Raw genomic sequence first — 25,767 nt, 5'->3', positions numbered from 1 at the left:
AATTACGGTTTTTTTAGTGAAAGAAACTCTTCAATATTTTTCTTGATTTGAACTATTTTATAATTCTCATTTGAAATGACAATACCTAGTTGTTTCATTTTGTATTTTTCATTTTCTGCAAAAAGAGCGGCAACAAATTGGGCATACGATTCTGAATGGATTCCTTGAATAGAGATGAAGCTTTCTTTTTCAGTATAAGAATCACAAGTATATTTTAATTTCTCCACATTTTCATTCGTGAAAAACAGAGCGATTTTTGATTCAATTGCCGATATACTTTTCTCGTCATTTTTATCTATTCTAAAAATTACTTTCCAATTCTTCGAATCAACTGTGCTAAAACTCATTTTTTCTAAAAGTGGAATTTGAGTTTTAAGAATTTCAATCGCATCTTTCCCTTCATTACTGTTGGCATAGTTATCAGCAACATATTCTATCGCTTTTTTATAAGCTTCCAATCCATATAGTTTACCGATGGTATATGCTTTTAGCAATTCGAATTTTGGTACAATGGCTTCACCCGTAAAATTATTAATCAAACCATCTACTTGTTGTAAAACCGAAGTGAAATATTCCTGTTGAAACAATCGATATAAATTTTCATATTCTCGTTCCGGTGTGTCATTACCAACACCTTCTTTTGGAGCGGAATTGGTAATAATTTGAGTATACCGAGAGTTCGGATATTGACTTATTATCTCGTTTTTAATCGAAACTGCTTTTGTAGGATTGGTGATTTCATATATTTTATACAAGTTGTATTTCGTAGGAAGAATTAATTTCTCCTCTGGCTGATATAATAACAATTGCTCCAATCTAGCCGACGCCAAATTGTATTCCTTGAATTTTTCTTTATAGATAACTCCCAGTTGATAATAAATTGTATTCCTCTCTTTCGTAATGCTATCAATCACAGTTTGTGATTTTGGTAATTGCTTTATGTAATAGTCTGTGGTATATTTTTCATCTACTTCCTTCGATACTATTGGTTTGTCTGTAGCCTCAACTGCAGTATTGACCCCAGGTGTGTTTTGATTTTGGCCCGCTCCTGATGAAACCCTCCAATAGCCATTTTGGGCTCTGTTTCCCCATATTTTTTTGAACTCTAATTTTCCGTAAGCAACCGTGTTGGGATTATAAAAATAAAACGTGTTGCTAGTCACCGCCGGATTATTATTTGTTGGTGGTACAAAAGCTGGCGGATTAGCCATTTGCCCATTTTGATTTGAACTTGCATCATTGGGTGAAATTGTCCCTGCATTTAATGCAATATTCTCATCCATTTTCTTTTGTTTCTCAGTAAGCAATTTTTTAAGTTCATCACTGCTTTTTAATTTTTGGATATAATTTTCATAATACACTATTTGTTCCGGCTCTTTCAAAGAAGCGACATAGATAATACTGTCATTTCGTTTTGCGATACCCTCATTAACAATAGCCTCATCTAGGTTTTTCCTAATTTTAGAAATCTGAAGATGTTCTCTGGTTTTTGGATCCAATAATTCTAAACTCTTGTCATAGCTTTTGGCTGCACTGATATAATCAGTATGCTTGAAATATAAATTTCCAATATTTCTGTAATTTGAAGCATTCAAATAAGAATCAGAAGATTTGGTGTCCAAAGAAGCATTGTAATAATCTAATGCATTTTCTTTATCATTATTATTATCATAAAAAATTCCAATGCTATGGTAAATCACATCCAAATATGGTCTATTTTCTCTGTCCTCCATAATTTTCTTGGATTTTTTGACAAATAAATCATAGTCCTCACCTTGGTAATTATTTAGTTTCGCTTTTTTGGCGTAAGCCTGAATAACAAATTTTCTTTCGGCTTTTCGATTCATATCAATAACCGTTTGATAAAAATAAATAGCACTGTCCTTTTGGCCTGCTTCTTCATACAATTGACCCAATAAAAAAGAATAACGCTCTTTATCCTCATGCCTTTTCGTATATTCATTCGCCAATTTTAGCTTAACGATTGCGCTGTCCTTTTCTTCAATATTCAAAAAGGCGCTTGCTAAAATAGCATTAGCATTGGCAAATGCTTGTTTTTTTAAATCGTTATCCTTAATGAGTTTTGAAGTGTTTTTTATGGCCAAAGCATCATTCCCCAGACGAACATTAGTTTTTTCTCGCCAAATTTTAGCATCGTAAATATTGCTGCTATTGGGATACTTATACAGAATATAATTAAAAGCATCTAAGGCTGGGATAAATCTTTGATCGTAATATCTTGCCTTCCCAAGTAATAAATAAGCCTCGTCGATTTGATAGTTTTTCTCGCGACCACCAATATTCATTGAATGTTTTTGAATGGCTTTCGTTGCTTTGGCTTCGGCAAGTTCAAAATCGGCATTTTTTGGTTTTCCATCAACTGAAGCATCGTCACTGACTTGCATTTTCTCGACTGGTAAACGCTTCCAGAAATTTTCGACTGTATTGTCATTTATTCCTTTTACCCCTTTATCTAAAGCAATTTGCCCATTGTACAGTATGTTGAGTTTGGTACTCAAGGCGTGTGAATTTCTAGCCAAAAAAGTATCCTTTTTGGTAGAACAGGCTATCAAAAAGGATAAAAACAATAATGCTGAAATGTATTTAAATGTATTGCTTTTCAAGGTGAAACGTTTAGGTCATTAAACTTTTAAAAAAGGATTTTAGTATAATGACTTGTAAAAATACGTTTCTTTTTGAAATATATAAATTTAAACTGCAAAAAACAATTCCAATTCTTGAAGAGTCTCTTTTGTAGTTGGCATGTCTTTGACCAATTCTCCTTTATTCAAGGCGACAATTCTATCACAGACTTCTACAGTATGTTGTAAATCATGACTGGAAACCAGGACCGTCACGTTTGGATTATCGGCTAATTCCTTAATGATTTTTTTTAGTCTGTTCACCGTTGTCGGATCCAAATTTGCAAAAGGCTCGTCCAAAATGATTACTTCGGGATTCCCGATTAATGTGGCAATGATTCCGACTTTCTTCTGGTTACCTTTAGATAAATCACGTAAATATTTTTTGTTTTTAAGAATTTCACCATTAAAAAATTCTTCGTGTTGAACCAACAAAGCATCAACATCTGCTTTGTTTTGTCCTCTTAAGTCACCAATAAAATAAAAGTATTCTTCGGGAGTCAAATAACCAATCAAAAAACTCTCATCGAGAAATGAAGCTGTAAAAGGTTTCCAGTCTTCACTGGCATTCACCTGAATATCGTTGTTTAAAATACTTCCGGTTGTAGGCTGAATTAAATCCAACAATAAACTAAAAAAAGTAGTTTTTCCTGCTCCGTTGTTACCCACTAGTCCAAAACTTTGCCCTTTTGGAATTTCCAATGATTCTATATTTAATACGGTAGTTCCGTTATATTCTTTTGAAAGGTTATTAACTTGTATCATGCAATTTTAGATTTTAGAATTAAGATTTTAGATTTTGTTCCAAATATAAATTAGTGTCAAAAATCATCCTTTTTGTTTGTAGGCCGCTATGGTTGCATATTTCTCTTTTTTGTAAATTTTTTCTATTATCAAAAAAACGGTGTTTCTAAACATAAACCCAAATACACCTGCAAGCGCGACAAATGCCAACCCTAATTTTGGATTCATTATATAAGATCCTAACCAATATAATAGTAATGGCAGAACTAATTTGGGTATAGAAAGCAACATCGTGTTTACGTTAAAGGCTTTTTTGTCTCCAAAAGCACCTTTTGACATCGACAAATCAATAGGGGTTTTCGTAAAAGCACCGCCTAATAACACCAAATGCGAGTTCACGCCAATATTATAAATGGCTCCTGCAACTATGGTAAGATACACTTGCCAACCAAAATACAAGTAAAAAGAAGCCAAAATCGTTGAAACAATTGTACCAATTACGATTAACCACCATTTTGAGTTCAAATAGCCTTTGTATGGTACATTTTGTGTCATCATCAATTGGTAATACGAACTATCCCAGCTTGGTACAAACTGACCAAAAGTGAATAAAAATCCACCTGAAACAAATATTCCTGCAAAAATTTGCATTACTGGCGGCTGATGTGAATTACTGTTGAAAAAGATTAATCCGTAAAACAAAAACAAAATACTCAAGCCAACTGTGGTTTTAGAACGTTTGTTCCTTTTGATTAATTTAATGTCGTTTTTCAAGAACGTACCTAAGGTTCCAAATTGATTCAACCAAGTTAGCTGTTCTGTTTTGGCTATGTCATTCTTGACGGTTAATCCAGCATCGAGATACAAATCGCCTTTTAGGAAATTATAAGTCCAATAATACAAACCTATCATTACCGAAACTGGAAGAGTAAAAACCCACTTGGTCTTGAATAATCCCTCAAAAAAAGGATACGAATAAAGCGTAATATCAAAGAGTTTGTAATATTGACAACCTGCTAAAATCAGAACTACAGTGATAAAAATTCCCAATAAATTGTCTTTGTTATTCAATAAAATATTTAGAAAATTATTGCAAAAAACCAATGAAAAAAGTGCAGTTCCCCAAAGCAAAACACTGAGCATATCATAGCCCTCATAGATTAAAACGGCACAAAAAGGAAGAAAGAAAAAAGCGTGAACAAGATTAAAAAAGGATAAAGCTGTTTTTCCCAAAGAAAAATGTACAATCGTTGGCCTTTTGAACGGCATAGTCAAAAACGGTCGAATATTCATGACCGGAATCGCTTGCAGCAAAAGTCGAACAACCAAATCCATCACAAAATAATAGATCAAGAACTTGTTTATGGCTACCAAAGGATCCAGTTTCATTTCCCTCAGAATATAAAAAGCTCCGACACCTAGTGCTAAAAAAACTAATGTGAAATAAAGGACCAGAAAACCCATTAGAATTTTCAACGCCAAATTTGAAGCGAAAGAAGCAGATCTCGTAAAGGATTTCCATTCGAGATAAATAAATTTTGCAAACATGGTTTTTAATTTGGTTTTCGTAGTTAGTTGTTTGGAGTAGGAAAATGTTACGTTTTATGCTAAGAATATTCTGCGTATATTTTTGATAAATCCTCTGCAACTCTCTTTGGAATAATCCACAACTGAATAAAAACAAGCAACACCACTAAAACAAAAGCGATTTCCCCAAGGATTAAACTCCATCCTGAAGGTACAAAGTTATCTCGAAAAGTATTAAAAAAGTTTATTATGAATGAAGGTAGAAAAAACAACATAAGACTAACTCGATTGAGCATGATATCTTCAAAAAGCCATTTCTTGCCTGCTTGCTTCGCTTTCTGCTTGAAGTTATATCGTTTTTTAAAAGTGAATGCAATAGAAATCAAAAAAAAGGAAACTACAATTGTTGAAAAAACATCTCGATTACTAAATAAATGATTTATAGTGTGAACTCCAAATACTAAAGCTACAGTCAATATAATTTTGGGCAAGCCAAAAAATTCCCTGTAATAACTCCAAATAAGTCGAGTGTATTTTTTATTCAAAAACTTTTGTCTTTCTTCCACCATATCCATAAAACCAAAAACTCCAAATTTCTTAAATTCTTTGTTCAGGATTTCATCAAAGGTGCGATTTGGGTTTAATTCCCATTCCTGTTCAATAGCGTTTGCCAAATGATCTACCAATTCGGATTGTAAATCATACCATTCTACATAATGTTGGCGTGTAAACGAATATAATTGTTCTATTTGTTGAGTATTGAGTTTCATGGATTAGGACAATTTTAATTTTTTCACAAATTGTAAATGTTGATAGGCTAACTTTAAACAAAAAATGGAATACACAAGTAAAAATGACAGTAATAAAATAAAGAATAGACTTGTCCCATAATCCCAAATACTTAATTTTATAGGAATAAACCCTAATCCATAAAAAAATAAATAAATAAAGAAAACAGTAGAGTTTTTATTGAAATAAAGGCTGAAGGAAGTTTTTATATTCGATTTGAAAATCAAAAATTTAAAAATGATTATTGATAGTGAAATAGCCAAACACATTGTTTTAAAAATCTGAACTAAAAGAGTATAATCAAATTTATTTTGTTTCCCATTAAAAAAATAAGCAAAAAAAAGTGTTGGAAAAAGTGCAATTAATAGTGCCTTTAATTGTAACTGTTTGGTAGTCCTAACCCATTTGTCTAAAACAATTTTTGGAGAAGAATTAATTAGTCCAACCCAATGGGAGGAAGTCGGTCTTAACTGTTCTTTCCAGTTTTGAAATACATCATGTAAAGCGACTTCAAAAGAATATCCTTGAACCATTATTTGTTCTTCAATTTCTGAAGCGATATGATCGGTTAATTCTAATTTAATATCTTCATATTGAATACCGTTTAAAACTAATGTTTCTTCTATTTTTGAAATTTGTTCTAATGTTAATTTCATTTTCTTAAAAATTTAAAATTCAAGTTTTGGATTCACTAAACTCTGCATATTTCGAATAAAATCTTCCAATTCTGATAGTCTGTTTACGGTTTCAGTTGTGCCTTTTTCTGTAAGTTTATAATATTTTCGCAGTCTATTGTCCACTTTTTCAATTTCGACATCCAATATGCCTTCTGCTTCGAGTTTATGCAAGGCAGGATACAAAGCTCCTTCAGTAATTACCAATTCACCCTGCGTAATTGCTTTTACTTTTTGGGTAATTTCATAGCCGTACATCTTGCCGTTTTCTTCCAGCAATTTCATAATAATGGTATTGAGACTGCCTTTATACAACTGTGAATTTTTCATTTTTCCATCGTTATGAAGTTCCTAATATTCTTCTATTCCTTTACAAATATACATAAGATTCTTATACATAATTAAATTAGGTATAAAAAATTTCAAACGGTATCATTTAAGGAAAGTAATACGTTTAGTATCTTTGCAAAAAAATATTCCTATGCCATCCTTTCTAAAATTGATTGTAAAAGAAGTAAAACGTGAAACCAAAGACGCTGTTTCTATACTTTTTAATGTACCTGAAGAACTAAAACCCAACTATACATTTATTGCTGGTCAATATATTAATTTACGCCTGACATTAGATAATACTGAGATTCGTCGCGCCTATTCTATTTGTTCGGCTCCTGGAAGCGGAGAATTGCGCATTGCGGTAAAGGCCGTAAAAGACGGAGTATTTTCACAGTTTGCTAATTCAAAACTAAAAGCGGGTGATGTTCTTGAAGTAGGAAAACCAGAAGGTAAATTTACTTTTGAACCCGAAATAGACCGTCAAAAAAATTATATTGCTTTTGTAGCCGGTAGTGGAATTACGCCGGTTTTGTCTATTATTAAATCGGTTTTGAAAAGCGAACCTAAAAGTTCATTTGTATTGGTTTATGGTAATAAATCTCCTGAACAAACCATTTTTCATCAAGAATTACACGACTTGCAACTGCAGTATGTTGGCCGTCTTTTTGTGCATTTTGTATATAGCCAGGCTAATATTGAAAATGCTTTGTTTGGAAGAATTGACAAATCCACAGTCAATTATGCATTGAATAACAAACACGCGTCATTGGAATTTGATAAATTCTATTTGTGCGGTCCCGAAGAAATGATCAATACTGTTTCTGGTGTTTTGAAAGAAAAAAACGTAAAAGAATCGGCAATAAAATTCGAACTTTTCACCGCTTCTTCACAAGAGCATACTATCAAACAATCGCTGGATGGTCATTCTAAAATCACCATTATGGTCGATGATGAAGAAACAACTTTTGAAATGTCACAAAAGCAAAGTATACTAGACGCAGCCTTAAAACAAGGAATTGATGCTCCATATTCTTGTCAAGGCGGAATCTGTAGTAGTTGTTTGGCTCGTGTTACCGAAGGAGCTGCAGAGATGAAGAAAAATTCGATCCTTACGGATAGTGAAATTGCCGAAGGTTTAATCCTGACTTGTCAAGCACATCCAACTACTGCAACTATTCGTGTAGATTATGACGATGTTTAAAATGATACAAATACTAATGAAAAACTTCTCTGAAAAGGGAAGTTTTTTATTTTAAAAACGTTTCTGTTTTTTGAACAACTGTTTCTGGCAAAATCGTTCGCATCGCATCTTCATAGCCCTCCACTTTTTTGTTGCCATAAACAGATGTTGGTAATTTTGGATACAAATTTCGATCTGAAACCAAAGCATTTTCCAAAGGTTGATTGAATGGAGAAAACCCGGCATAAGGATGTGTTGCACCCCACAGCGTAATAACTTTTACTCCCAACATTGCGGCAATATGAGCATTTCCAGAATCCATAGAAAGCATCACATCCAGATTACTGATAAGCTGCAACTCTTGCGAAAACTCAATTTTACCCGCCATATTAATGACATTCTTTTTGCCTGAACTTAGCGCATTTAAAATTTCGATTTCTTTTTTTCCGCCACCAAAAAGTAAAATAGTATTGTTTGAATCCAATGCTAAAGCATCTATCACTTGTTGCATTAAATCCAAAGGATACACTTTGGAATCGTATTGCGCAAAAGGAGCAATCCCTATTAATTTTTGTTTTAGATCACCAATTATATTCAGAATATCAGAATCCAAAATGGCTTTCGGTGGAAATACTGGATTGGATAAATTCACTTGAAAACCAAGTTGCTCAAAGACTTTGGCGTGTCTTTCGAACATCGCGGTCAATGGTTTGAAAATTTTGTTTTCAGGTCGGGTTAATGCTGTTTTTTCATCACGCCCTTTATCAACCGAAGCTGTTTTTTTTCCGCTTAAAGCAAAAAGTGTACGCACGATTTTAGAACGCAATACATTGTGCAAATCGGCAAAGGCATCTATATCTAAATCTTTCAAATCCTGAAATAATTTTATCAAACCTAGAAATCCTTTATGTCTTTCTTTTTCATCAAAAACAAAAAAAGAAAGATTGGGAATCCCTTCAAAAAAAGGTTTGAAAAAAGGTCTGGAAACTACCGTGATTTTTAATTCTGGGTACTGATTTACAAAAGTGCGTAAAACAGGAACCGTCATGGCGACATCTCCCATTGCTGAGAGTCTCATGACGGCTATATGTTTAATTTTTGTAGACAAATCTGTTGCCAAAAAATTATTTTTTATTTTGATACAAAACAGGATTCAATTCATCGTCGTTGTACATTTTCATTTGTTTGTACACTTTCATGAATTTATCGCCATTTTCGATGTCTTTTAATAAATCATCAATCGCCAAAGACAAATCAGTTCTTTGTTCCAAAAGAATGTTCAATTTGGCTTGACATTTGTCTCTGTGATCTTGAGAAGCTTCAGCACGAGTAGCTTCTTCATTCATGTGGTAAATTTTTAATGCTAGAATAGACAATCGGTCAAAAGCCCAAGCTGGACTTTCCGAATTGATCTTAGCATTATCCTTAACTGCAACGTGGCTGTATTTTTGAAGAAAATAACTATCAATATATTCTACCATATCGGTACGTTCTTGATTGGAAGCATCAATTCTTCTTTTCAAAGTCAAAGCTGCAACCGGGTCAATATTCGGATCACGAATGATATCTTCAAAGTGCCATTGTACGGTGTCGATCCAGTTTTTTAGATACAACAAATGCTCGAATTTATCTTTTGGAAAAGGGTTATTTATAGGTTGGTCAACATTATCAAATTGATGATAATCTTTTATACTTTGCTCAAATACTGAATAAGCTAATTTTGAAAACATATCTTTATGATTTTAGAAATACAAAGATACTTTTTATACTTTTATACTGTAATAAAAACTCCATAAATTAAACTTTCTAATAGCATATCCATGGAAATTCATTATTTATCAGAAAAAAACAGTGTGCTGAATCACTTTTTAAGCCAAATTCGGAATATCAATATTCAAAAGGACAGTATGCGATTTCGCAGAAATATTGAACGCATTGGAGAGATTATGGCTTATGAAATGAGTCAATCTTTGCATTACAAATCGATTGAAATCCCGACTCCGCTTGGTATCAAAAAAACCACTGAAATAGCAGATCAACTGGTTCTATGTTCGATTTTACGAGCAGGATTGACCTTGCACCAAGGATTTTTGAACTATTTTGACAATGCTGAAAATGGTTTTATTTCGGCCTACAGACACCATCCTAATAATGATGATTACTTTGATATCCGTGTAGAGTATCAAGCCATTGCCGATATTAACGGCAAAAATGTTTTATTACTGGATCCCATGCTGGCCACCGGACAATCAATAGTGGCTGTTTTTAATAAACTGATGGAAAGAGGTACTCCTGCAGCCATACATATTGCCGTGATTATTGCTGCTCCTGAGGGTATTGCCTATCTGAAACAAAACCTGCCCGATACATGCCATCTTTGGATTGCCTCATTGGATGAAAGACTCAATGAGAAAAGTTATATCATTCCTGGGCTTGGAGATGCAGGAGATCTCGCATTTGGCGATAAATTATAACTGCGAAAAGAAAGCAAAAAAACTGCAAGCCAAAAGCGCAAACAACACAATTTCTTCTTTCAGTTTCGGTTGGGAAATTTCGATATGTGCCGTCGCCATTATAGCCAAGGGTGAAAAAGTAAAGACTAGCAATTCATTGCTTTTATTGGCTGATAATACAAAAACTAAAACTCCAATAAAAAACGAAGCAATCACTTTTTTATACGAAGAAAGCAATACCAAAGGGCGGCTCGATAACGATGAAAACATTGATATTACAAAGAATAACGCAACCGTAATGTAAATCGAAAAAGCAACATTTTGATAATTATTGGTAAAATAGTCAATACTAAAGTTGATTTTGCTACTCTCCTGTAAGAAGGCAATACTGTCGATTTGCAAAATTAAGGAACATAAAACAAACAATATTGACACTGCAAAAAGAGCAATAAAAGGGATAACCCAATTTCTATAATCTCTAGAAACGTGAAAAATAACTGATATAAAAACCAATAAAATATATAAAATACTCCAAAATTGAAATAAAGCAGCTATAAAAATCCATAACGAAGCATCAAAAAGCTTTTCTTTTGATTCTTTCAGAGTTTGTAAAGAAACCAATCGTCTAATGGCTAATAACACAAAAAAATTAGAAAGAATAAGATTTGGATTCTTCAATAAATCAGGAAAAAAAACCAGAAATAAAAAACAGAAAAAAGCAGTATAAGTACTGTCTCTGCTTAATCCGTTGCGTTTTGAAATAAAACTGGAAAGGAAAATAGTGGCTAATAAAATCACTAATAATCCTGTTTTTTGAAGAATAGAAATAAGCGATTTTGTCCAAGTTACATCTTGAATTTGATATAGAAAAAAGAAAACCAGCATTAAAATAACTACTAATGAAAAATTTAATGGTGTAGATTTTTTAAAAACACTTGTTATCATAAGGATATTTTATACTTTTGTGACTGTAAATATAATACTTGTTTAAAAAGGAACGGGACTAGATTAAAAAAGATTCAGTAGAAAATTTATTTTTCGACGTTCTACATTCCAAAACATAAAATAATAAAAATAAAAAGATACATTATGACATCATTTTTTGAAGGAATACAATACTTATTTGTAAACATTTTATTCGCTCCTTTAGACTTTTTACGTTCATTAGAGCTTAAAACATGGTTTGGTGCCAATACGATCAACTGGATCTTTATGATTATTTGTTCAGTTGCTATCGTTTATTGGATTAAACAATTAAAATTACATAAAGAAAACGGAGAAGAGTTTCAAGATACAACTGCTCACTCTTTCTTGAACAAATAAATTCTGTATTTAACACAGATTATAAAAACGGTTTAAACTTGATAAGTTTAAACCGTTTTTCTTTACTAGATTAAATCGAACCCAATATCTTTTCTGAAATTCATTTTGTCAAAATGCAACTGATTTACATTCTTGTACGATTTATCTAAAGCTTCTTGAAAATTATCTCCATAAGAAGTGATGGCCATAACTCTTCCTCCATTACTTACCACATTGCCATTATCCAATTTGGTTCCCGCATGAAAAACGATAGAATCAGTAACGTTTTCTAAACCGGTAATTATTTTTCCTTTTTCAAAGTCTTCTGGATAACCTCCTGAAACAATCATCACAGTAGTCGCGCTTCTTTCATCTATTTCTAGATTAAATTCGTCCAGTTTTTCATTGGCTACTGCCAAAAACAACTCCACCAAGTCTGATTTTAATCTAGGAACTACAACTTCAGTTTCTGGATCGCCCATTCTCACATTATATTCAATAACTATAGGTTCGTTATTAACATTGATCAGTCCAATAAACACAAACCCTTTATATGGAATTCCGTCTTTTTGGAAACCTTCAATTGTTGGTTTTACAATACGGTTTTCTATTTTTTCCATCAAAACAGCGTCCACATAAGGAACTGGAGAAACTGCTCCCATTCCACCTGTGTTCAAACCGGTATCTCCTTCACCAATGCGTTTGTAATCTTTGGCCGTTGGTAAAATTTTATAGCTTTTACCATCCGTCAACACAAAACAACTCAATTCTATTCCATCCAGAAATTCTTCAATCACCACTTTTGAACTTGCTGCTCCAAATTTTTGGTGTACCAACATATTTCTTAATTCAGATTGTGCTTCGGCCAAATCCTGAATAATCAAAACACCTTTGCCTGCTGCTAATCCATCTGCTTTCAATACATAAGGCGGTTGCAACGTTTCCAGAAATTGGCATCCTTTTTCAACGGTTTCGGCAGTAAAACTATCGTAAGCCGCTGTTGGAATGTTGTGTTTCATCAAAAATTCTTTGGCAAACTCTTTACTTCCTTCCAATGTTGCTCCAATTTTTGAAGGACCTATTACCGGAATATCTTTTAATTCTTTATCGTTTAGGAAAAAATCATAAATCCCTTTTACCAAAGGATCTTCTGGTCCAACCACTACCATTTCTATATTTTCTTTGATAACCAATGTTTTTATCGCATCAAAATCGGTGGCACTGATATCAATGTTTTTTGCAATTTGAGCAGTACCCGCATTTCCAGGCGCTACAAAAAGGGTGTCACAAAGGGGACTTTGAATCATTTTCCAAGCAAAAGCATGTTCTCTTCCTCCCGATCCTAGTAATAAAATATTCATATTGTAGTTATTTTAGTTGCATTGCTGTCTTTTGACAGACGGTGCAAAAATAATTGCTTTTGAACTTAAAAAATAATTATATGTCAAAAAGTTGTAACTAAATCATCAATAGTTGTGGCTAAATATTATTTTTGATGAAATTTATCCAACCAATGTTCAAACTATTCGACCTAACACTCCTTATAAACGGTTTCCCTATGCAGGACGCCAAGGATGAGTTGCAGAAAATTATCGCTATTACAGAGGATAACTATGATCGTTTTATTGAACAAAAAAAAGCAGAAATTGTCCATTTTCACCTAAACAATAATCCATTTTACAAAGAATTGGTCGGTTCTGACTCTTTTGCAAATTGGTCCCATTTACCCATTTTAAATAAAAAAAACCTACAGAAACCTTTAAAGGAAAGACTGTCTCTGGGTTATACTGAAAAATCGGTTTATCGCAATAAAACATCGGGTTCTAGCGGTCATCCTTTTGTGTTTGCCAAAGACAAATTTTGCCACGCTATGACATGGGCATCTAATATATACCGCTTTGATTGGTATGGAATTGATTTTAATTCATCCTATCAAGCGCGATTTTATGGAATTCCAATGGATTTTGTTGGAAACAAAAAAGAACGGTTTAAGGATTTTTTGAGTCATCGGTATCGCTTTTCGATTTTCGATTTATCAGAAGAAATTTTAGAATTTTTTTTATCTGATTTTAAAACCAAAAAATTCGATTATATCAATGGTTATACTTCTTCGATTGTTTTGTTTGCTAAATTTTTGCAGAAAAAAAATATCATTTTAAAAGAAATCTGTCCAACTTTAAAAGTATGCATGGTCACCTCCGAAATGCTTTTTGAAGAAGACAAACTACTGCTGGAAAAACAATTTGGCATTCCTATTGTCAACGAATATGGTGCATCAGAATTGGATTTAATTGCTTTTCAAAACCCTAAAGGAGAATGGCAGGTCAATTCGGAAACGCTATTTGTAGAAATTTTAGACGAAAATAATCAAGTAGTTCCAAACGGAACTTCAGGACGAATTGTAATCACTTCATTATTCAACAAAGCACATCCATTTATACGATATGACATTGGGGACATTGGCATATTGGACAAAAAAAGCACTTTAAAAAAACCCATTCTCAAACAATTAATTGGGAGAACCAATGATGTAGCTATTTTACCAAGTGGTAAAAAATCACCTGGTTTAACCTTTTATTATGTGACCAAAAGCATTATTGAAGACGATGGAAATGTAAAAGAGTTTGTTATTAAACAAACCAAAATTGACCAATTTGAAGTAGACTATGTCAGTGAATTTGAATTGAATACGGAACAAATTGAAAAAATAAACAAGGCTGTTGCTTTGTATCTAGAACCGAATCTACAATTTACTTTTAGTCGAAAACAAACCTTGGAGAGAAGCAATCGTGGAAAATTGAAACAGTTCACTTCTTTTTTATAATGTAAATAAAATCGTATATTAATCGTTTAAATTGACAAACGATGAGTGAACTATCTTTGCTTTCAGAAGAAACGATTTCTAACAAAATATACTTTATTCGCAATCAAAAAGTCATGCTTGATCGTGATTTGGCTCTCCTTTATGGGATTGAAACTAGAGTTTTAAAACAAGCTGTAAAAAGAAATATTTCAAGGTTTCCAGAAGATTTTATGTTTGAATTTAATAAATCAGAATTTGAAAATTGGAGGTCACAATTTGTGATCTCCAATTCTGATAAGATGGGTTTGCGCCATTTACCTATGGCATTTATCGAACATGGTGTTTTAATGTTGTCGAGCGTATTAAATAGCGATAAAGCCATTCAAACAAATATTCAAATCATGCGCATTTTTACAAAAGTGAGACAAATGCTTTTGGATATTACCGAAATGAAAATAGATATTCTTCAGATTCAAAAAAAAACTAGAAAATCACGACAAAAATATCGAACTGGTTTTCTCCTATCTAGATGAACTGACGGAGAAAAAGGAAAACGAAGGTAAAAGAGTCAAAATTGGATATAAAAAATAACACTCAAAAATAGAGATTACATTTAAATCTTCTTTATATAACGGGGCTTTATCATCAATTGGGTAAATAAAAAGCCAATCATAATAAACAATGAATCAACATAACTAAAACCATGAAACCTTCGGTAAACTGCAAAATTGTGTTTCAATAAATCAAGCTTTGAAGCCGATAATGAATTATCCCTAATACGATAAAAAGCCAAACTTTCAGGCACTGGTTTTGCTCTTTCTATTTTTTTTAAAATCGTAAGCCATAGCACCCAATCTTGACGTTTTCTTGTCGCTGAAATTGCAATTTTTCCAAAATAATTTACCTCATAAATTCCCGTAAGATTACCAACATAATTACAAAAAAATAATTGACGGTATGAGAGATTTCTTGGCGCTTCCACTCTTTTGTTTAATCCATTTCCTTGTTCATTAATACAATCGTAGAAGGAAAATGTAAAGTGAGCCTTATGCTCTTTTAAAAATTGAAGTTGCTTTTCTAGTTTTATCGGTTTCCACAAATCATCTGCATCCAAAAAAGCAATATAGTCTCCGCTAGCTTTTGACAATGCAAATTCTCTAGCAATTCCTGCACCAGAATTTTTATCCAGTTGAAAAAGTCGTATTCTATGATCATTTTTAACAAATTGTTCAATAATCGAAACGGTTTGGTCCGTAGAACAATCGTCGACTATAATCATTTCCCATTTTTTATAGGTTTGATTTTGCACCGACTGAATCGTTTCAACAATGAATTTCTCAGAGTTAAACGATGGTGTGATTATAGATACTAAAGCTTCTTCCATATTAATAAGCTTTTTGATCTCCTTTTATGGTGTTATAAATAGTCTTGAAAATGATTTTAAGATCTAATAATAATGACCACTTTTCGATATAAAAAATATCGTATTTCACCCTGTTTATAATGTCTTTATCCGTCTCAACTTCTCCTCGAAAACCTTTAGTTTGCGCCAAACCTGTTATTCCAGGCTTTATAAAATGGCGTACCATAAATTTATCAATCCTCTCAGCGTACATATTAGTATGACTCACCATATGTGGTCTTGGGCCTACTACTGACATATCTCCTAATAAAACATTGAAAAATTGTGGCAATTCATCAATACTCCTTTTCCGGATAAATTTGCCAACTCTGGTAATTCTTGCATCGTTTTTCGAAACTTGCTCTACATGTGCTAATTCATTGATTTCCATGGAACGAAACTTAAAACAATTGAATTCTTTATTATTCAGACCATTTCTTTTTTGCACAAAAAATAATGGCCCTTTAGAATCTATTCTAATAATAAACGCCAATATAGGTGTCAACCATGATAATATACCTAATATGATTAACGTTGAAAAAACTATATCAAAAACTCGTTTAATTATTTTATGCATCGTTTCATCAAGTGAAATCGACCTCAACGAAATTATTGGGATATAATCATAATATTCAAAAACTGTATTTAAAGAAAGTAATTGTTTTTGATCTGGAATAAACTTGAGTGTTTTCAAATTATTATCGGCAAAACAAATAATGTCTTCTATTTGCTTATTAGACAAATCACACATGGAACAATACATTTCATCTATTTTCTCCTCTAAAATAAAATCGAAAATCTCTTGAAGATTTTCGATTTTATAAGGATCGAACACTTTAATCAATTTATATCCATAATCAGGATTTTCTTCAAAAAAATATTGCAATGGTTTAATACTTATTTCCTTTCCAATGAGTACTACTCTTCTAAAATTACCACCAAAAATAATTCGATACTTTCTTAAGAAAAAATAAATAAATAATTTGAAACCAAGAATTAAAAACACAGAAACGGTTGTGAATAATAGTATCGTATTCAAACTATCTCGTTCAGGATAAAAATAAGCGAGCGCCAGAGAACAAATCGCAAAAGCAATAGCCTGTTTCAAAGTACAGTTTAAAATAGCAATTACTTTGGTGTACCTATAAACCTCATAAAAACCTAAATTGGCAGCAATAATAAACCATGTACAACTGATGAAAAAAGTATAAAAATCATGAAAAACAGGTATACTCCAAAAATACGCTGAAAAAACATTGATAATAACCAAGTCTAGTAAGCGTGAAAAAGGGCGAATATACCCTGAATATCTTCCTGTTTTAGTTTTCAATAATTGATATACTTAGAAAAATCTTTATGTTCTTCTTTAGATAATTCTTCTTTGGATAATGATTTAAAATAATCATACGTGATTTTCATTCCTTCGGCACGATTCACTTTGGCCTCCCAACCTAACAATTCTTTGGCTTTAGTAGTATCTGGTTGGCGTTGCAAAGGGTCATTTATTGGCAATGGTTGATAAACCACTTTTTGATTCGTTCCTGTTAGTTTTATAATTTCCTCAGCAAAATCTTTGATAGTGATTTCATCGGGATTACCAATGTTTACTGGATAAACATAATCCGAGTGTAATAATCTAAAAATACCTTCTACTTGATCATCAACATAGCAAAAAGAGCGTGTTTGCATTCCGTCTCCAAAAATCGTTAAATCTTCTCCACGAATTGCTTGCCCAATAAATGCGGGAATAACACGTCCATCGTTGAGACGCATTCTTGGTCCATAGGTATTGAAAATTCGAACAATTCTAGTTTCTACACCATGAAAAGTATGGTATGCCATTGTGATTGATTCTTGAAAACGCTTGGCTTCATCATACACTCCTCTTGGTCCAATTGTATTTACGTTTCCGTAATACTCCTCTGTTTGTGGATGAACTAAAGGATCACCATACACCTCCGATGTAGATGCGATAAGAATTCTTGCCTTTTTAACTCTTGCCAAACCCAATAAATTATGTGTTCCTAATGAACCTACTTTTAAGGTCTGAATTGGAATTTTTAAATAATCAATAGGACTTGCTGGTGATGCAAAATGCAGTATATAATCTAGTTTTCCAGGGACATGCACAAATTTTGTGATATCATGGTGATAAAATTCAAAATGTTCTAATTTGAACAAATGCTCAATGTTTTTTAAATCACCTGTAATGAGGTTATCCATCCCAATTACATGATAACCTTCCTTAATAAAACGATCACATAAATGAGATCCTAAAAATCCTGCAGCTCCGGTGATGAGTATTCTTTTCATAAGTAAATTTTACGAATGCAAGTTATAAAAAACAAATAACAAAATCTTTTATTAAAAACAGTTTTATTATATATAAAATTATCTTTGCGATACAATACTGCTAACCATTTATATAGAATCAATTCATTAAAAAAATACAAGAATGAATTTGAATGCAGCAATTCTAAAAATATTTAAATTAATATTTTAGAGCGCTCAATACCAACTAAACTCTCAAAATTGTTACAACAATGAATAAATATTTATATAAAAATAAAAGTAGCCTTCTAAAACTAAAAAGAGCATTTAACTCTTTTTTTAAAATTGAAATTACAAAATATCCCACAGAACAATTATCGCGCAGAATAGCTTTACTTCATTACCATAAAATTGATGTAATTTTGGACGTGGGAGCGAACATTGGTCAATATGGAGCGGAAATGAGAAATATTGGTTTTGAAGGAGATATTTTTTCGTTTGAACCTATGACAAAAGCATTTCAGCTTTTAGAAAAAACAGCTTCAAAAGACCCTAAGTGGAATGTCTTACAGTTTTCCCTTGGCGAAATAGATGGCCAAACTAATATAAACATTTCGAAGAATTCTGTAAGTAGTTCCCTTTTAGATCAATTACCCCAATTAACCGAAAGTGCTCCTGAGGCAGTTTTTTTGGAAAAAGAAATGATTCAAATTAGAAAATTAGATACTATTTTTGAAACATTAAACATCAATAACAAAAAAATTTATCTAAAAATTGATACTCAAGGTTATGAAGAAATGGTCTTACAAGGTGCCGAAAATTGTTTAAAAAACATCATCGGTATTCAAATTGAAATGGCCTTTGAACCTTCCTATAAAGGATCATTAACCTATCATGAAATGAAATCTAAATTGAAAACTTTAGGATTTCAATTACACGCAATAGAGAATGGTTTTTTTGATAAAAAAACAGGAAAACAGCTAGAAGTAGACGGAATATTTTTTAGATAATTTTTTCACTAACCCGACATTCTAATTCCGTTTGAAATTTAGACAAAATATTTTCATGTGAAAAGTGTTCTATCACAAATTTTCTTGCTTTAAAACCCATTATTTGAGCTACAACAGTTTGATTTTTTAGGTAAACTATATTTTCTTTTATGGTTTCTAAATTATTCTCATCAAAATAACATCCTCCCTCAGAATTTATAAAGTTGACTTTTATTTCGGAATCTTCATGCCCTGTCACAATTGAAGGCTTTGCACTTGCCATCATTCCCAAAATTTTTGAAGGCAATACTACATCCTTAAATTCAGGTTTTTGAAACAGTACGTGAACATCGGCGTTACAAAGTACATTATTTAGTTGATCATAGGAAACTGGAGGATAATAGCAAAAATTACTGCAATCCTTCAAAGCCTCCCTGACAGACATCCTTTTTGCTCCCTCTCCAATTAAATAAAAATGAATTTCAGGAATGCATTGCATCGATTTCACAAGTTTAATATAAAATTCCCAATCTTGTTTCTCTCCTATATTTCCTGAGTAAAGGACATTAAATGTAGTACTATTGAATAATTCACTTTTTACAGCACTTTTAGGATCAATTTTTGAATAATCAATCCAATTGGGAAAATAAAGTTGACTTACTATCATTTTTTGAGCTAATTTGTGTAGCATTGATTTACTAATGGTACTAACAAAATCGGCTTTTTGTAAAATCCTTTTTTCAATTTTGAATAAAATTTTTGAATAAAATTTACTTTTTGCGTAAATCTTTACACTCAAGGCGGCATCAAATTCAAAATCTTGTATATGAACCCAAAGAATACCACCTTTAAGTACTTTTAAAATCCAACCTAAAACAATAGATATAGTAAACGGCATAACCACTATCACTGCATCGGTTTTCTTTATTTTAAAACAATTAAAAAGGGAACCAAAAAAGAAATGAATCATTTGAAAAATTCTACTAAGAAACGTTGGTTGTTGCGGTGTATACTGTTTAAATCGATACACATTCACTCCATTAATAATTTCGTTTACAAAAAGAGGACTGTCTGAATAATTTGAATAGATTTTCCACTGTGGATAATACGGAACTCCTGTAATTATGCTCACTTCATGTTTTTTAGCCAAAAACTCAGCCATTCCTGTAGTATACAAACCTATCCCACTATCTTCCGGGAAATAATTATGACTGATTATTGTAATATTCATTTATACTCTTTATGCACCAATTGTTGTTAAAAGAACTTCTTCAATAGCTGTAATAAACCTACTTTCTGTAAATGTACTCCTTCCATAAATACCATTAGAAACTGCCTTTAATTGTAATTCACTCCAATTTGAAATGATAAATTTTAATTTAATATAAAGGTCTTCCTCGCTTTTTTTTATACAAAAAACGGCATTTTCATCTCCACAAATATCGGATATTCCTGCATGGTTTGTCGTTAAAATTAGATTGTTAAATGACATTGCTTCAAGAATACTAATAGGCTGCCCTTCCATGCTAAAAAAAGTAGGTAAACAAAAAATATTTCCCCAAAGTAATAAATCTTGTTTTAACTTTCCTGAAACAACGCCAAGATACTCCACATTTTCTAATTCTTCTAAAATCAAATCTATGTTATTGCCTTGTATTTTATTTCCCGCTATTTTGATTTTAAGGATTGTCCCTTCTCTATTTAATTTTTTGATTACATTAAGTAATATATTAATGCCTTTTTCTTCTAATAAGTTACTTAAAAAGAAAAGACGAATCTCCGCATAATCCTTATTAAGTATTGTTTCCTCAGAGATCATTAATTTATCTTCAACAAAATTATAGACTTCGAAGATAGAATCATTAACAACAAATGGAGTTAGGTTATCTCTCAAAGATTCTGAAAGGACAATTCCTGAATCAAAACTAGTCATCAGTTTTTTAAAAATTTTCCTTTTTAATCCCGCTAGAGATTTGTATTCTGTTTTCAAATGATCACTATGCAAATGAACTACTGTTTTCTTATTTAAAAATTTAGATAGTATTATAAATGGTGCATATTTTATAACACCAAAAAAAGTAATCCCAATTGTTATGTAAACAATATCTGCTGCGAATATTTTATAGATCTCTAAATAAGTTTTTAAAAACGCCAATTTTTGAAAAGAAAATGTACCAATTTCACTATTTACTTTATCAGACTGTTCCGTGTTTAGCTCAGCTACCTTCCAGCCTTTGACCGCTAATCCTTCGGATACAACTTTATTAGACAAGCTAATCCCTTTTGGTGGCCCAGGAAAAGGACCTATAATGAGAATTTTACGTTTCATCTCGCAAGTTTTTAGCAAAATCAGAACTAAAAATAAACATACAAGTTATAAAGGAATAAATGATAATTCCATTTTGTCTTTCCAAAAAACTTTCAAATAAAAACACAAGACTAAAAAATAAAAAAACGACAATTCCGCTGCTATTCCTTTTTTTAATAAAAGAAAAAAGAAAGAAAAAGAAAGAAGAAAGAAATAACAAAAAACCTAAAAAACCAATTGCCAAACCCATTTGAAGATATTCATTATGGGCATTATAATTTTCTTTGGATAAAATTATAAATCCATTCTCAGCCAATTGTTTACGAAGTACTTCTTGCACATCTCCTATCCCATATCCTAAATAGTCTGATTTTTGAATTAATTCCCAGCTGTTTTTCCATAAAATTTTTCTAATTCCTGTGGACGTTTCACTGTTATTTAAAACTTTATTAGTATCTAAAACTTCTAAAAAACGGTTCTTAATTTCAGGAATAAAAAGAGAAACCGAAAATACGCCTATAAAAACCACTATTAGTTTGTATAATTGAAGCCGCTCTTTTTTTAAAATAAGTAAAAGAAAAGAAACGATAAAAAAAGAAATAATTGGCCCTTTTCTTGAAAGAATAAAGAGTCCGGAAATCAACAGTAAAAACAAAATCACATTAATAATTCTATTCTCAAAGCCTTTGATTAATAACAACAGTAATGCAATCGAAAAATAAACAGATATATAAATAGGATGCTCATTTATGCCATAGAATTCAAAAGTGATATACGAATAGCAATAACTTAAATCATGTTCGTTCGAAAAATAACCTAACTTAAACAAATAAATAAATATCAAAACAGAATACAAACATGAAGCCAGAATAAATGTCTTAATAAATATTTGGTTAAATTTTTCTTTAGTGTCGCTTGACAAAAAAGAAAATGCTATCGGAATTAATAGTAAAGGAACATATCTTCCTAAAATAGTAAAACCCCGATGTAAATCATTAGAATAAAAAAGACTTAAAGCACAGCAAATTGTGAAAAAATTGTAAATCAAAATTGATTTCCAATCACACTTTAATCGATTTTTAAATTTAATTTTCGAAAACAATGCCAAAAGAACAAAAGCAAAAACAGTATATGGTTTTAGCTTAAAAGGCAGCAAAACGAATAATCCGCAAAAAAAAGCAACAAGATTTGCAGCCTTATCCATAAATACATTTAACTCTCTGTCCTTTTCAATTTTCATTGCTGGATATTATTTACATTGCTCTTTGGTAAAGTGTTCTTTATTTTTTTCAGTATAAAATAAATACTATAAACAGCCATAGAATAATAGATAAAACGATTTGTAGATCTAAGATTATATTCAAAACTATGTACTATATATAAAACTAATAATATAAAATGCAAGATTGCCCATAAATACTTCTTGCTAAGTATTTGCAACTTTATAAAATGATCAATAAAGGAAAAATAATATCCTATCAAAAGATAGTAGATACAACTAAAAATAGGATATTTAGCCATTTCACCAATTGCAGTAAAGGGTGCCGTTTCATTAATTCTTAATCTCGAAGCAATAACATACCAATCCGTCAATCTCCCAGGCAGTGGACTAAGTACTGTAACTAAATTAGAAATAGATGCATTTTTATAAAGTTTAAAAGTTTCTGCAGTTGCATAAAACCCAAAAACAAAAGTGTAATAAATGTTCATAATTACATACTTAAAAATAATCTCAGGCTTATTGAAAGTAACCTTCAAGTATGGAATCAATCCATGTCCCGCGGATTCTAATCTCAGGGCAATGTTATAACCAAAAAATACAACCACAAATGGTATATAAATAAAGTAAAAAAGTTTAACTTTCTTTGATTCTAAAAAAAATGCGTAACTAAAACCAAAAACAATTAAATAAATAGTTGCAGCTCTACTCCCAATCCCAATCCCTATAATCATTGCAACTAAGAAAGCTAAAATTGCGATAGCTTTTTTATTCCTATAGATAACCCCTGATAGAAGACAACAAATAATCAATAAATTTTGATAAATAATCTTGTAAATAGAACTCTCCTTTGGAATATATTTTATTCGATAAAAAAGTAATGAACCATAATCAATCCAGACAAGAATGATACAGACTATAGTTAATGTAAGAACTATTTTTGAAATTTTATCACTATTGAAAACAAGGCTTTTGCTATTAAAAATCTTAATTTTTTGTCTTGATAAATTTAAATATGATTTATTGAAAACACCATATAAAATAACACCCAAAAGAAAAAGGGCAACTAATTTTATGAAAATATAAAAGGTTTCGACAAATCTCTTTTTACTTAAAAAATCAAGTTCAAAAAAGTTAAATTTATCATGATTAGGATAGTAATTATGGTATAAAAATGTAAAGACTATTACACCTCCAAAAAAAAACATAAATGCATCAACAACTGATAACAACACAATTTTTCTTTTCCAATAAAATAAAAGCAGTATTAAAAAAAAAATTGTTACATACATTTATAATACTTTTTAATTACTTGCTTTTTCTAAAGTTTCTAAAGGTATGTTAGTATTATAAAAATTAGCGGTATGGCCAACTATATACATATAAATTTTTCCGGTTTCACTATCCAATAATGCTACTTGAGCACTTGAATCAGGTCCTTTAAACACGCTAATTGAATATGTTGGTATATCATATGCGGGAATGCTTTCTGCATTTGTAGCCTCATACCAACCTGCAGCATTTTTGCCTATAAATACTTTTCCTGTAAGCTTGTTTACTGTTACTGCGGTATACTCATCAGCATTTGTTTGAAATATTTCTGTTTGATATCTTTCAATACTTACTACACTTACTGAATCTTCTATCTCAGCAGAATCCGGATTTTTTGTTTCATTATTACAAGAAAATAAAAAAACAGACCCTAATGCAAAATAAAAATATTTTTTCATTTTTTTTAAATTTTAATACTTCTGCAAATATAATAGCATTTCATTCATTATAACAACGTTTTCTTTTTTAAGGAAAAATACAAAATCAATAGTACCATTATTACATCTACACAAATTCGCAAAATCAATAAATTCATAAACTTGATTTCATTTGAAATGTAAAGAACTAAAACACCAAATACATAGCACAAACAAGAGATCACAAGAGCATAATTATACTGTTTTATAGCACCAAAAGCAACCAGAGAACAACAGCCTATTATTATTGAGCAACTAATTACAGGTATTAAAATTACCAAAAATTCTAGCAAAAAAGCATATTTTGACATCTGTATACCTCCAAAAAAAACCATAAACTGCTCCGAAAAAAAATATATAAAACTAGAAAATAATAAGCCGCAACAAACTGTAAATAATACCAAACGCTGTACAAATAATTTATTTTTAGATCTTACAACTACAGGAAATACAGCTTGTTGAATCACTTCGAAGGGAAATACAAATGCAAAAATTATCTTTGAGGCTATATCAAAACCTGCAACCAAATTTTTAGAACAAAAATAGCCTATCAAAAAAATAGTGCCAAAATTTAGAAACAGAGTCGAAAATCTACCTAAAAAAAAGAGGTATCCTTCTTTTAAATACTGTATAATAGTTTTGTATGAAACTGCAATAAATTTAAAATCAGATTCTTTTTTCATGAAAAAAAAACCCAATACTCCCCAAACAATGTTTGTTAAAACTAATAATGAAATGTATAAAAGTATTTGTTCTGGTCTTTTTATAAATAGAATTGTAAGAACTACCAAAAGTCCTTTTGATACAAGAGTAACAATAGCAATAGGCTTCATTTTCTCTATACCCTGAAAATACCAAAATGGAAATAAAACTTCTCCAATTCCCATTAAGAGCATAAAATACATGAAGTCAATATAATTTGATATTCCATCTACAAAAGAAAACAAGCTTAATATTAAAAAACTAAGAAAAAATAAGCTCGCTTTTATCGTAATTATCGTCGAAATAATCTTGTCTAGTTTCGATTTATCTTGCTTATTTTCAACAATATATTTTGCCGCATACATATCAAAACCAAAATTAATAAGAATTAAAAAATATTGAATAAATGAATCTACCCACGTAATTATTCCATAATTTTCTTCCCCAAAAGTTCTAACCAAGTAACTCAGTAAAATGTATTTTGAAAATATATTGATAAACTTGATTATCCCAATATAAAAAAGATTGAAAGTAATTTTGTTTTTTAATAAAGAGTCTATTTTTTGAAACATTCCTATTTTATTTGACTTGTTTTTAAGTTTCTATACAATGATTTACGAAATTTAAAAAATATAGAAACCTCTGCAGTCCATTCACTAGCACACTGGGATTAATAATAAA

25 protein-coding genes are annotated in these 25,767 nt (G+C 31.1%); 6 read left to right on the top strand and 19 right to left on the bottom strand.

What is annotated here, in order from left to right:
- Positions 1-2 precede the first annotated feature (2 nt).
- The 6 genes from porW to KZH69_RS00440 all read right to left on the bottom strand — a co-directional run bounded on the left by porW (position 3) and on the right by KZH69_RS00440 (position 6,706).
- Positions 3-2,624 carry a type IX secretion system periplasmic lipoprotein PorW/SprE gene (gene porW, locus KZH69_RS00465; RefSeq protein WP_219315492.1) on the bottom strand — a complete coding sequence of 874 codons (2,622 nt, stop codon included), beginning with the start codon at positions 2,622-2,624 and terminating at the stop codon, positions 3-5.
- 87 nt (positions 2,625-2,711) lie between these two features.
- Positions 2,712-3,407: an ABC transporter ATP-binding protein gene (locus tag KZH69_RS00460; protein ID WP_219315491.1), complete on the bottom strand. Its 696-nt coding sequence runs from the start codon at positions 3,405-3,407 to the stop codon at positions 2,712-2,714.
- Between the two features lie 63 nt (positions 3,408-3,470).
- On the bottom strand, positions 3,471-4,934 hold the full coding sequence (locus KZH69_RS00455; protein WP_219315490.1) for a DUF5687 family protein: 1,464 nt from the start codon (positions 4,932-4,934) through the stop codon (positions 3,471-3,473).
- 59 nt (positions 4,935-4,993) lie between these two features.
- Positions 4,994-5,683, bottom strand: coding sequence for a hypothetical protein (locus KZH69_RS00450; protein ID WP_219315489.1), 690 nt, complete (start codon positions 5,681-5,683; stop codon positions 4,994-4,996).
- A gap of 3 nt (positions 5,684-5,686) precedes the next feature.
- On the bottom strand, positions 5,687-6,358 hold the full coding sequence (locus KZH69_RS00445) for a hypothetical protein (RefSeq protein WP_219315488.1): 672 nt from the start codon (positions 6,356-6,358) through the stop codon (positions 5,687-5,689).
- Positions 6,359-6,370: 12 nt separating this feature from the next.
- Positions 6,371-6,706 (bottom strand): PadR family transcriptional regulator, encoded by a 336-nt coding sequence (locus tag KZH69_RS00440; protein ID WP_219315487.1) that lies wholly within the window; start codon positions 6,704-6,706, stop codon positions 6,371-6,373.
- Between the two features lie 151 nt (positions 6,707-6,857).
- On the opposite strand from KZH69_RS00440, the gene KZH69_RS00435 reads away from it, so the two are divergent.
- Positions 6,858-7,910 carry a ferredoxin--NADP reductase gene (locus tag KZH69_RS00435; RefSeq protein WP_219315486.1) on the top strand — a complete coding sequence of 351 codons (1,053 nt, stop codon included), beginning with the start codon at positions 6,858-6,860 and terminating at the stop codon, positions 7,908-7,910.
- A gap of 46 nt (positions 7,911-7,956) precedes the next feature.
- Here KZH69_RS00435 and KZH69_RS00430 read toward each other — a convergent pair whose 3' ends face one another.
- Positions 7,957-8,967, bottom strand: coding sequence for a glycosyltransferase family 9 protein (locus KZH69_RS00430; protein ID WP_219315485.1), 1,011 nt, complete (start codon positions 8,965-8,967; stop codon positions 7,957-7,959).
- 46 nt (positions 8,968-9,013) lie between these two features.
- Positions 9,014-9,619 (bottom strand): DUF4254 domain-containing protein, encoded by a 606-nt coding sequence (locus KZH69_RS00425; RefSeq protein ID WP_219315484.1) that lies wholly within the window; start codon positions 9,617-9,619, stop codon positions 9,014-9,016.
- A gap of 90 nt (positions 9,620-9,709) precedes the next feature.
- On the opposite strand from KZH69_RS00425, the gene upp reads away from it, so the two are divergent.
- Positions 9,710-10,363, top strand: coding sequence for a uracil phosphoribosyltransferase (gene upp / locus KZH69_RS00420; RefSeq protein WP_219315483.1), 654 nt, complete (start codon positions 9,710-9,712; stop codon positions 10,361-10,363).
- Here the strand turns inward: upp and KZH69_RS00415 are convergent.
- Positions 10,358-11,287: a DUF6427 family protein gene (locus tag KZH69_RS00415; protein ID WP_219315482.1), complete on the bottom strand. Its 930-nt coding sequence runs from the start codon at positions 11,285-11,287 to the stop codon at positions 10,358-10,360. The two genes, upp and KZH69_RS00415, sit on opposite strands and share 6 nt — an antisense overlap.
- 144 nt (positions 11,288-11,431) lie before the next feature.
- Here KZH69_RS00415 and KZH69_RS00410 point away from each other — a divergent pair, with 144 nt between their 5' ends.
- Entirely contained in the window at positions 11,432-11,665 is a 234-nt protein-coding gene (locus tag KZH69_RS00410; RefSeq protein WP_219315481.1) for a DUF6341 family protein, read from the top strand.
- A 65-nt stretch (positions 11,666-11,730) separates the two neighbouring features.
- Here KZH69_RS00410 and purD read toward each other — a convergent pair whose 3' ends face one another.
- Positions 11,731-13,005 carry a phosphoribosylamine--glycine ligase gene (gene purD, locus KZH69_RS00405; protein WP_219315480.1) on the bottom strand — a complete coding sequence of 425 codons (1,275 nt, stop codon included), beginning with the start codon at positions 13,003-13,005 and terminating at the stop codon, positions 11,731-11,733.
- Positions 13,006-13,157: 152 nt separating this feature from the next.
- Here purD and KZH69_RS00400 point away from each other — a divergent pair, with 152 nt between their 5' ends.
- Together KZH69_RS00400 and KZH69_RS00395 are read left to right on the top strand one after the other, a co-directional pair.
- Positions 13,158-14,468 (top strand): phenylacetate--CoA ligase family protein, encoded by a 1,311-nt coding sequence (locus tag KZH69_RS00400; RefSeq protein WP_219315745.1) that lies wholly within the window; start codon positions 13,158-13,160, stop codon positions 14,466-14,468.
- A gap of 41 nt (positions 14,469-14,509) precedes the next feature.
- Positions 14,510-14,980 carry an ORF6N domain-containing protein gene (locus KZH69_RS00395; protein ID WP_255557609.1) on the top strand — a complete coding sequence of 157 codons (471 nt, stop codon included), beginning with the start codon at positions 14,510-14,512 and terminating at the stop codon, positions 14,978-14,980.
- Between the two features lie 80 nt (positions 14,981-15,060).
- Here KZH69_RS00395 and KZH69_RS00390 read toward each other — a convergent pair whose 3' ends face one another.
- The 3 genes from KZH69_RS00390 to KZH69_RS00380 are packed head-to-tail and all read right to left on the bottom strand — an operon-like array spanning position 15,061 to position 18,162.
- Positions 15,061-15,831 carry a glycosyltransferase family 2 protein gene (locus tag KZH69_RS00390; RefSeq protein ID WP_219315479.1) on the bottom strand — a complete coding sequence of 257 codons (771 nt, stop codon included), beginning with the start codon at positions 15,829-15,831 and terminating at the stop codon, positions 15,061-15,063.
- A 1-nt stretch (position 15,832) separates the two neighbouring features.
- Positions 15,833-17,179, bottom strand: a complete 1,347-nt coding sequence (locus tag KZH69_RS00385) for an exopolysaccharide biosynthesis polyprenyl glycosylphosphotransferase (RefSeq protein ID WP_219315478.1) — start codon at positions 17,177-17,179, stop codon at positions 15,833-15,835.
- Positions 17,176-18,162: a UDP-glucuronic acid decarboxylase family protein gene (locus KZH69_RS00380; RefSeq protein ID WP_219315477.1), complete on the bottom strand. Its 987-nt coding sequence runs from the start codon at positions 18,160-18,162 to the stop codon at positions 17,176-17,178. Before KZH69_RS00380 ends, KZH69_RS00385 begins: the two co-directional genes overlap by 4 nt.
- Positions 18,163-18,392: 230 nt before the next feature.
- Between KZH69_RS00380 and KZH69_RS00375 the strand changes: the two genes are divergently transcribed.
- Positions 18,393-19,130, top strand: a complete 738-nt coding sequence (locus KZH69_RS00375; RefSeq protein ID WP_219315476.1) for an FkbM family methyltransferase — start codon at positions 18,393-18,395, stop codon at positions 19,128-19,130.
- Here the strand turns inward: KZH69_RS00375 and KZH69_RS00370 are convergent.
- The 6 genes from KZH69_RS00370 to KZH69_RS00345 are packed head-to-tail and all read right to left on the bottom strand — an operon-like array spanning position 19,123 to position 25,658.
- Positions 19,123-20,340 (bottom strand): WcaI family glycosyltransferase, encoded by a 1,218-nt coding sequence (locus tag KZH69_RS00370; RefSeq protein WP_219315475.1) that lies wholly within the window; start codon positions 20,338-20,340, stop codon positions 19,123-19,125. The genes KZH69_RS00375 and KZH69_RS00370 overlap by 8 nt on opposite strands.
- Before the next feature lie 9 nt (positions 20,341-20,349).
- Positions 20,350-21,438 (bottom strand): glycosyltransferase family 4 protein, encoded by a 1,089-nt coding sequence (locus KZH69_RS00365; RefSeq protein WP_219315474.1) that lies wholly within the window; start codon positions 21,436-21,438, stop codon positions 20,350-20,352.
- A complete protein-coding gene (locus tag KZH69_RS00360) occupies positions 21,428-22,657 on the bottom strand; it encodes an O-antigen ligase family protein (protein WP_219315473.1) in 1,230 nt (409 codons plus the stop codon). Before KZH69_RS00360 ends, KZH69_RS00365 begins: the two co-directional genes overlap by 11 nt.
- Positions 22,654-23,928 (bottom strand): hypothetical protein, encoded by a 1,275-nt coding sequence (locus tag KZH69_RS00355; RefSeq protein WP_219315472.1) that lies wholly within the window; start codon positions 23,926-23,928, stop codon positions 22,654-22,656. Before KZH69_RS00355 ends, KZH69_RS00360 begins: the two co-directional genes overlap by 4 nt.
- Before the next feature lie 12 nt (positions 23,929-23,940).
- On the bottom strand, positions 23,941-24,366 hold the full coding sequence (locus KZH69_RS00350; RefSeq protein WP_219315471.1) for a hypothetical protein: 426 nt from the start codon (positions 24,364-24,366) through the stop codon (positions 23,941-23,943).
- A gap of 47 nt (positions 24,367-24,413) precedes the next feature.
- Complete coding sequence (locus KZH69_RS00345; protein ID WP_219315470.1) at positions 24,414-25,658, bottom strand: oligosaccharide flippase family protein; 1,245 nt, start codon at positions 25,656-25,658, stop codon at positions 24,414-24,416.
- Between the last annotated feature and the right edge of the window lie 109 nt (positions 25,659-25,767).

It is taken from the genome of Flavobacterium taihuense, from assembly GCF_019351435.1.
Classification (GTDB): Bacteria; Bacteroidota; Bacteroidia; order Flavobacteriales; family Flavobacteriaceae; genus Flavobacterium; species Flavobacterium taihuense.
Note: the sequence above shows the minus strand (reverse complement) of the source record. Positions and strands in the feature narration are given on the sequence as shown.